The organism is Streptosporangium sp. NPDC006013, from assembly GCF_040614275.1.
Taxonomy (GTDB): Bacteria; Actinomycetota; Actinomycetes; order Streptosporangiales; family Streptosporangiaceae; genus Streptosporangium.
This window is the reverse complement of the sequence record NZ_JBEXUE010000501.1, coordinates 1-7140: the sequence shown is the minus strand read 5'-3', so window position 1 is coordinate 7140 and position 7140 is coordinate 1. Positions and strand designations below refer to the sequence as shown.

General features: G+C 69.0%; 6 protein-coding genes. 4 read left to right on the top strand and 2 right to left on the bottom strand.

Annotation, left to right across the window (positions count from 1 at the left end):
- The first annotated feature begins 512 nt into the window (after positions 1–512).
- Positions 513–827, top strand: a complete 315-nt coding sequence (locus tag ABZ260_RS43030) for a DUF664 domain-containing protein (protein WP_355629440.1) — start codon at positions 513–515, stop codon at positions 825–827.
- Here ABZ260_RS43030 and ABZ260_RS43025 read toward each other — a convergent pair.
- Positions 800–2332: an FAD-dependent monooxygenase gene (locus tag ABZ260_RS43025; protein WP_355629437.1), complete on the bottom strand. Its 1533-nt coding sequence runs from the start codon at positions 2330–2332 to the stop codon at positions 800–802. The two genes, ABZ260_RS43030 and ABZ260_RS43025, sit on opposite strands and share 28 nt — an antisense overlap.
- A 101-nt stretch (positions 2333–2433) precedes the next feature.
- Between ABZ260_RS43025 and ABZ260_RS43020 the strand changes: the two genes are divergently transcribed.
- The 3 genes from ABZ260_RS43020 to ABZ260_RS43010 all read left to right on the top strand — a co-directional run bounded on the left by ABZ260_RS43020 (position 2434) and on the right by ABZ260_RS43010 (position 5623).
- On the top strand, positions 2434–3042 hold the full coding sequence (locus tag ABZ260_RS43020) for a TetR/AcrR family transcriptional regulator (protein ID WP_355629434.1): 609 nt from the start codon (positions 2434–2436) through the stop codon (positions 3040–3042).
- 511 nt (positions 3043–3553) lie between these two features.
- Positions 3554–4657, top strand: a complete 1104-nt coding sequence (locus ABZ260_RS43015; RefSeq protein WP_355629431.1) for an acetylxylan esterase — start codon at positions 3554–3556, stop codon at positions 4655–4657.
- A gap of 666 nt (positions 4658–5323) precedes the next feature.
- Complete coding sequence (locus ABZ260_RS43010) at positions 5324–5623, top strand: hypothetical protein (protein ID WP_355629428.1); 300 nt, start codon at positions 5324–5326, stop codon at positions 5621–5623.
- 4 nt (positions 5624–5627) lie between these two features.
- On the opposite strand, the gene ABZ260_RS43005 is transcribed toward ABZ260_RS43010, so the two are convergent.
- Positions 5628–6548, bottom strand: coding sequence for an aminoglycoside phosphotransferase family protein (locus ABZ260_RS43005; RefSeq protein ID WP_355629425.1), 921 nt, complete (start codon positions 6546–6548; stop codon positions 5628–5630).
- Between the last annotated feature and the right edge of the window lie 592 nt (positions 6549–7140).

The window sequence follows — 7140 nt, the reverse complement described above, 5'->3', positions numbered from 1 at the left end:
GCGCGCTGCCGGGCGCCTGGGTGCGGTATCCCCAGTCGAGGGGTTGGCCTGTGGCGTTATCCACAGAATGGTGTTCGGGTCGATGGGGCCGCAGGCGCATGGAGAACCCTGGTGTGACCGATGCCGGGCGGTGGGTCCGGCGGGGATCTCCAGGAGGAGCAGATGGCTCGAACGAGTGCGCTTCGTGTGCGGTGTGATCGGTTGCGGTGGCTGGGTGCCCGGTGGGCGCTGCTGACCACCGGCGCGCGGCGTGACCGTGGCATGTCCACCGCGGAGTACGCGGTCGGAACGACAGTTATCCGGGGTTGTCAAGCGAACCTGCTGGTCAGTCGCATGAAGGTCGTTAAGGCACGTCAGGCAAGCAGGCCCCGGCATGCCGAGCATGGTGGGGTCCGGCGCGAAGGTGTTCGAGCGGGTGGAGAGGCGATCGATCAGCGATGGCCGTTGCGATGAGGCTTCGCAGTGAGGCGTGGGCGGGTGGGGCCCCACATGGCCTTGCCGCCTGGGCGGCCGTGGACGCCGGCGCCTCCGATGAAAATGCCGGCAAGGGCGCGCCGGCTGTCGGTGACGAGCGGGAAATCTTGAGTTCCTTCCTGGACTGGCACCGGGCGACGTCCGAACTCAAGTGCGCAGACATACCGTCGGAGCGTCATTCTGAGTGGGCCGTTGAACCGTCGTCGCTGTCCCTGCACGGTCTCATGCGGCATCTGGCCGGCGTCGAGCCGCCGAACAAGTCGTGGCCGAGCGAGCCGAGCTGGAGCGGATCTGGCAGCAGCGGCTGGAAGCGGCTCGTCCCGATTCAGGCGGCTGAGATTGTCCTCAAGTAGTCGACCACTGCGTCGCCTGACCGGGTCCGTACGGCCACATAGCCGTCCGGCCGGACGAGGACGAGCGTGCCCCTGTTGGCGCCGTAGCGCTTGCTCGGGGGGCCTGGCTCCAGCTGGTAGACGCGGATGTCGTCGCCGTAGAGTCCGTCCAGGCGCTCGGCCAGACCTGGTACCACCGTGCCGAACTGGAGCAGCGTGAAGTGAGGGCCGCGGAAGAGGTCGAACAGCCGCGACTGCTCGCCGGTCACTGGGTGCTGGCACGGCGAGTCGGGTGCCCGGTCGCCGGGACGGACCTTGCCCTTGTCGCCGACCGACAGCTCGGAACTGCGGTAGTTCACGCCGAGCTGGGAGGTCTTGCTGACGATCGCCTTGGTCACCGCGGGGCTGCGCATCAGCGGCAGGATGATCCAGTCGCGAAGGAAGGTCATCAGAGGCCTGGTGGAGAACAGCGCGGTCATGCCGGCGCCGCTGGTCTTGAGCACGGATTCGGCCACCGGGCGGCGCTCCCGCTCATACGTGTCGAGCAGGCTGTCGGGGGCTTGGCCGCGTACCGCAAGGGCCAGCTTCCAGCCGAGGTTGTAGGCGTCCTGGATGCCGGTGTTCATGCCGAGCCCGCCCGCGATCGGGTGGACGTGGGCGGCGTCTCCGGCGATGAAGACGCGGTCGGCACGGTAGCGGTCGGCGAGTCGTACCTTGTAGCTGAAGTGCGACAGCCAGGTGGCGTTGTGCAGGCGCACATCCGTCCGGCCAGTGCGCTGCGCGAACAGGCGCTGGAAAAGCTCGAGTGAGGGCTCGTGGCCGGCGCCCTCCTCGCCGGGGCGTACGGTGAGGCCGAACTGCCACGACAGCGTGCCGGGCAGCAGCGCGAGGCCCACGGAGGATTCATCCGCTGCGTACCAGACATAGGAGCCGTCGCGGGGCAGGCCGTCCACCTCCACGTCGCCGAGCAGATAGTGCTCGGTCTCCGACACCAGCCCGGGAAAGGTGATCCCGGCGGCCTCGCGCACGGCGCTACTGCCGCCGTCGCAGCCTACGAGGTAGGAGGCGTGGATCACCTCACCCGAGGCGAGTTGCGCGACGACCTGGCTGTCGGACTGCTTGAGGTCGGCCAGTTGCAGGCCGCGTTCTACGCGGCCGCCCAGCTCGGCCAGGCGGGCGCGGAGTATCTGCTCGGTGCGCCACTGCGGCAGCAGGACGAGCGTCGGATACGGCACATCCGGCCGCGAGTGGACACCGGCCAGGAGGTGTAGCTCCGCGATGAACCGGCGGTCCATGTAAATCCGCGCCGGCATCTCGGACGTCCCCGCGTCCAGGAAGTCCTGGACCACGCCGAGATCGTCGAACACCTCCAGGCTGCGTGGCTGTATGCCCTTACCCCGAGACTGGTGGTGGAATTCGAGGGATTTGTCGATCACTCGGAAGGTGACGCCGCGCCGGGCCAGCTCGCAAGCCAGCGTCAGCCCGGTCGGTCCGCCTCCGACGATGAGTACGTCTACGTCAGTCATCTCTTCCCTCGATTCAGGACGGAACCTATCCGTTCCATTTGGAGGATAAGTGGCCCTTAAGTTGGGACGCAACCGTTCCGTCTCGTGTTAATATCGCCGATATGGCTGAGATCCGCCCGCGTGGTCGTGGCGCCGCCGTACTGCGCCGGACAGTCACCGACACCATCGTCGCGGCGGCGGTCGCCGAGCTGGCGGAGACAGGTTACGCCGGTATGTCAATGGGCGCAGTGGCCCGGCGGGCCGGTACGGGAAAGGCCGCGCTCTACCGGCGGTGGCCCTCGAAAGAGGCGATGGTGGTCGACCTCATCGACGTCGTCGCGTCCCGGCAGGTCCCGGTAGGCGGGGCCGGTGACCTGAGTAGCGACGTACGAGCCTACGTCCGAGCGGTGGCGGATACGCTGTTGGATCCCGTGGTCATGCGCATCGTGCTCGATCTGACAGCCGAGGCCGCTCGCAATCCCGGGCTTTCCGCGGCATTCGACACCGCGATCCGGCAGCCGCGCAGGATCGCGTGCGAGCGGTTTCTGAGGAGCGCGGTGGAGCGTGGCCAGTTGCCCGCCGACCTCGACCTCGACCTGGCCCTCGACCTACTGGTCGGGCTCACGCAGTGGCGTGTCCTCAACACCGGCCAGACCGTCGACGACTCCTGCGTCGAAGCGACGAGCAAGCTGATCATCCAGGCGCTTCCGCTCTGCCTGAGCGCCAGCTAATCGATCATGAGGCGGCTTCAGTGAACCTCACTGTGGTGCTCCGAATCACTGGGGCCTGACTCCTCGCCGACGCGGGCCATCCAGGCCAGGCCCACGCCCTGGGCCGGCGCGGCCGCCAACAACATGAACGACGTCCCCCATCGCCACGATCGTTATCTGGGGTTGTCAAGCGAACCTGCTGGTCAGTCGCATGAAGGTCGTTAAGGCACGTCAGGCAAGTAGGCCCCGGCATGCCGAGCATGATGGGGTCCGACGCGAAGGGGGTCCTCCTTTCGGTAGCGGAGGTGGACCGGCCAGGGCGGGAACGAAGGCGCCGGCGGTGCGGCCCGGTAGGGCCGTCCCTACCACCGTTCGGGGGGCGTCCTGCTTGGGGCGGGTACGTGCGGGAGAATAGCGTGCTGCCGTGATCAAGAACTTCCCGCGCATCGCGGCTCTCACCTGTGCCGCTCTCGTGGCCACCGCGCCTGTGACCGCGGCCGCCGCTGCCGCAGTTCCCGTCAGAGGTGCCCTGATGAAGGCCGAGCGAGTGGCCCGCATGACAGGCGGTGAGGTCAACGCATTCCTCGGCAAGGCGGGCTTTCCCTCGATCGAGAACGCCAAGGGCGTCGATGTCTACAGTGTCACCTACCGCACCGTTGACGTGAAGGGCAGGCCCACCACGGCGACAGGTTCGCTCGTCCTGCCCCAGACCTCCGCCCACGAGCTTCCCATCGTCAGCTACAGCCACGGCACAATGGCAGACAGGCGAGAGGCACCCTCGGTGACGTCCACAGGGGAGGGCCGCTACCTGCCGGTCTACTTCGCCACGCACGGCTTCGCCGCGGCCGCAGCCGACTATCTCGGCCTGGGCGAAGGGCCTGGCGCGCACCCGTACATGCACACCGCCACCGAGGCCGGAGCCTCCGTCGACCTCCTCAAGGCCGCCCGAAGGCTCGCCCGGCAGCAGCAGGTCACGCTCGACAAGCGGATCATGGTGACCGGTTTCTCCCAGGGGGGCCACGCCGCCATGGCCCTGGGCGCTGCCCTGCAGAAGGACACCGACCTGGACGTGTCCGCGATCGCGCCCATCAGTGGCCCGCTCGACGTCGAGCACGCCGAATTCCCCGCCGCGGTCGGCGGCAGGCTTGATGGGCGTTCGGCGGCGTTCTATCTCGCCTACTGGCTGACCTCGATGGACCGGGTTTACGACATCTACCAGAAACCGTCCGAGGCGTTCCGCTCGCCGTACGACGCGAAGGTGACGGGCCTGCTCGACGGGAGCCACGACCTGGAGACCATCGCGGCCGCCCTGCCGTCCACGCCGGACGAACTCCTCACCCCGACCTATCTCGGCAAGCTTGGCAAGCCCACGGGCCGATTGCTGAAGGCGATCAGGGAGAACGACACGACGTGCCGCGACCTGCGCGCCGGGGCGCCGGTGCGGCTCTTCGCCGCCGCCGGTGACCGCGACGTGGTTCTCGCCAACTCCGCGAGCTGCCTGAAGGACCTGCGGGCGCGGCACGTCGACGCGACCCTCACGGAGGTGGGCGACGTGAACCACTTCACCTCGCTCAGGCTCTCGCTGCCCAAGGTGCTGGCCTGGTTCCAGCAGAGGTCCGGCACCGCTGCCGGCTGAACAGTCGGCAGGCCGTGCTTACGGGTCGCCATCCGTGGCAACCCGGCGGGGGAAACCGCTCCTCTGCGGCCGTCGAGCGGTTCGAGATCGAGGGCGAGAAGATGGCGTTCGGTGCCCAGCGCGCCGCAGCGGGGTTCCCCGCCGCGAGCACCGCGCGGGCCCCGGCGTCCCTGACTCAAGTCATGGCGACCTCCGCGCCGGCCAGGGGTGGATGGTGGCCGGGGCGCTGTTGGGGGCGACCTCGAAATCGGACTTGCGCAGGGATTTCCGCCGTGAAAGGCCCGCCGCTTTGATCCGCCGTTCCGAGGTTCGCCGACCCCGGTCGTCGGGACGTGATCGACAACTGCTGCCGCCCGAGCTGCAGCCGCGAGGCGCCCGTGATCACGCGGCAGCCGGGGCTTTCCCTGCTCCGGTGCCGGCCGTAGGCGCGACCAGCCGATCCGCTCGCCCCGGATCAGACCACCGATCTGCTCGTCGTCGAGTCCCAGATCGAAGATGATGTCCAGCAGGTCGTCCAGCAGCGCCTGCCGGTCCTCCCCGGCCTTGCCTCGCTCGGCCGGCGCGTCCCGCATCTTGCGTTCAGCCTTGCTCTCCCGCGCCGAGACCGCTTGATCGAACAGCTGCACGACCTCGTCGAGTACATCGGTCGCCGACTGCGCCAGCAGCGTGAGCAGGATCGGACAGCGGCGCTGCGGATCGCGCCGTTCCAGCGCCTGCGCGGTCAACCGGCGCCCGACCGTGGCCAGGAACCGTCGCCGCTCAGCGGGCGGCACCGACAGATCCAGGCTGTCCGCGTCCATCGAGCGCAGGAATTCCAGCTTGGCGACCTCGGCCTTCACCGCGGCTGGGGACGCCTCGACCGGGCCGGTGGACAGCCACCGCAGCCGGGTCGTGCGGATCTCAGAGTCGGTCACCAGCAGCCCGTCCAGGGACCCCGCGAAGGTGTTCGAGCGGGTGGAGAGGTGATCGATCAGCGATGGGCTGTTGCGATGAGGCGTCGCAGTGCGGCGTGGGCGGGTGGGCCCCACGTGGGCTTGCCGCCTGGCCGGCCGTGGACACCGGCGTCGCCGATGTGGATGCCGGCGAGGGCGCGGATCACGGCCCATCCACGGGCGCGGCGCAGGGTCGCGGGGTTCGGGGCCGGCTGGCAGGCGGCATGGAAGCGGTCGGCGGCGCCGTCCGGCAGCAGAGTCCAGGCGGCGGCGAGGTCGACGGCCGGATCGCCGGCGAAGAGGTCGCCGAAGTCGATCACGCCGCAGATGGTGCCGTCCGCGGTGAGGACGTTGGCCGGATGCAGGTCGCCGTGGAGCCAGAGCGCCGGGCCGGCCCAGCCGGGCGCGGCGGCGGCGTCGTCCCAGAGCGCGCGGACGGCGTCCGGGTCGGGGATGAGCCCCAGCTCGGTGGCCGAGGCGAGTTGCTGGGCGACCCACTCGGAGTGGTCGGCCAGCGGCCTTCCGCGGCCCCGGCCGGCGGTGTCCACCTCTTCGGGGGCGGGTCGGTGAAGAGCGGTCAGGAAGGCGGCCAGGACGGTGGCCGCCTCCGCTGCGCGTGTGACGGGGGCGCGGTCGGCAGGCTCGCCCGGCACCCAGGTGGTGACGATCCAGGGGCGCGGAAACCGCGCGGAGGGCTCGCCGAGGCGTTGCGGGACGGGAACCGGCAGAGGAAGGCGCGGGGCGAGGGCGGGCAGCCAGGTGTGCTCCTTGCGCAGCAGCTCGTCCGCGGACTCCGTCGCCCAGGGCAACCGGACGGCGAGGTCGTCGCCGAGCCGCCAAATCTGGTTGTCCCAGCCACGCGCGCCGAGACTCACCGGGTAATCGGCCAAGTCGGGGTGCTGGTCACGCAGCAGATCCCGCACCAACTCCGCGGTGACCTCGATCTCGGCATGCGTCATGCGGAGCAACACTAGCCGGATGGGCGGCCCGCCCGTTTTCTCCCCGGTTCAAGGCTTTCAGATCAGGACACGGGGCCTTGGCCGCTGCGCTTGGGCGGTGGCGGGCCCCCATATCCATAGCCGGGCGGGGGGAGGGCCGGCCGTGCAGTTGCTGTGGGTACTGCTTGGGGTAGCCGGTGGGCGGGTGCTGTGGCTGCCCATAGGGCTGTGTGTGCTGTTGGCGTGGATCCTGCGGGCCGTACGGATTCGTCGTCGTGGCTCCTGGGGGTGGGGGTGTGTGAGAGACGTCCCGAGCGTTCGCCTGGATGACATGGCCTGTGTTTCTTCGTCTGTTGGTGAATGCCGCCAGGTCGAGCGGTCAGGTCGGCTGCTGCTTCCTTGGGTTATCCACAGGTTTTTCGTTGAATCTCCGGGTTATCCACAGGGGATTGGTGGGGTCTGTGGGTAGGCATCCTGAGATCTCACCGTCTGGGGCCTGAAGTGGCTTCCTTTGGTTGGGGGGTGTTTCGCGCTTTGGTGTTGTGCCGTGTTTTCCCTGGCTGTGGGGAGTTCGGCGTTCCTTGCGGAAGGGCGGCGGGCCGTCACCGACGAA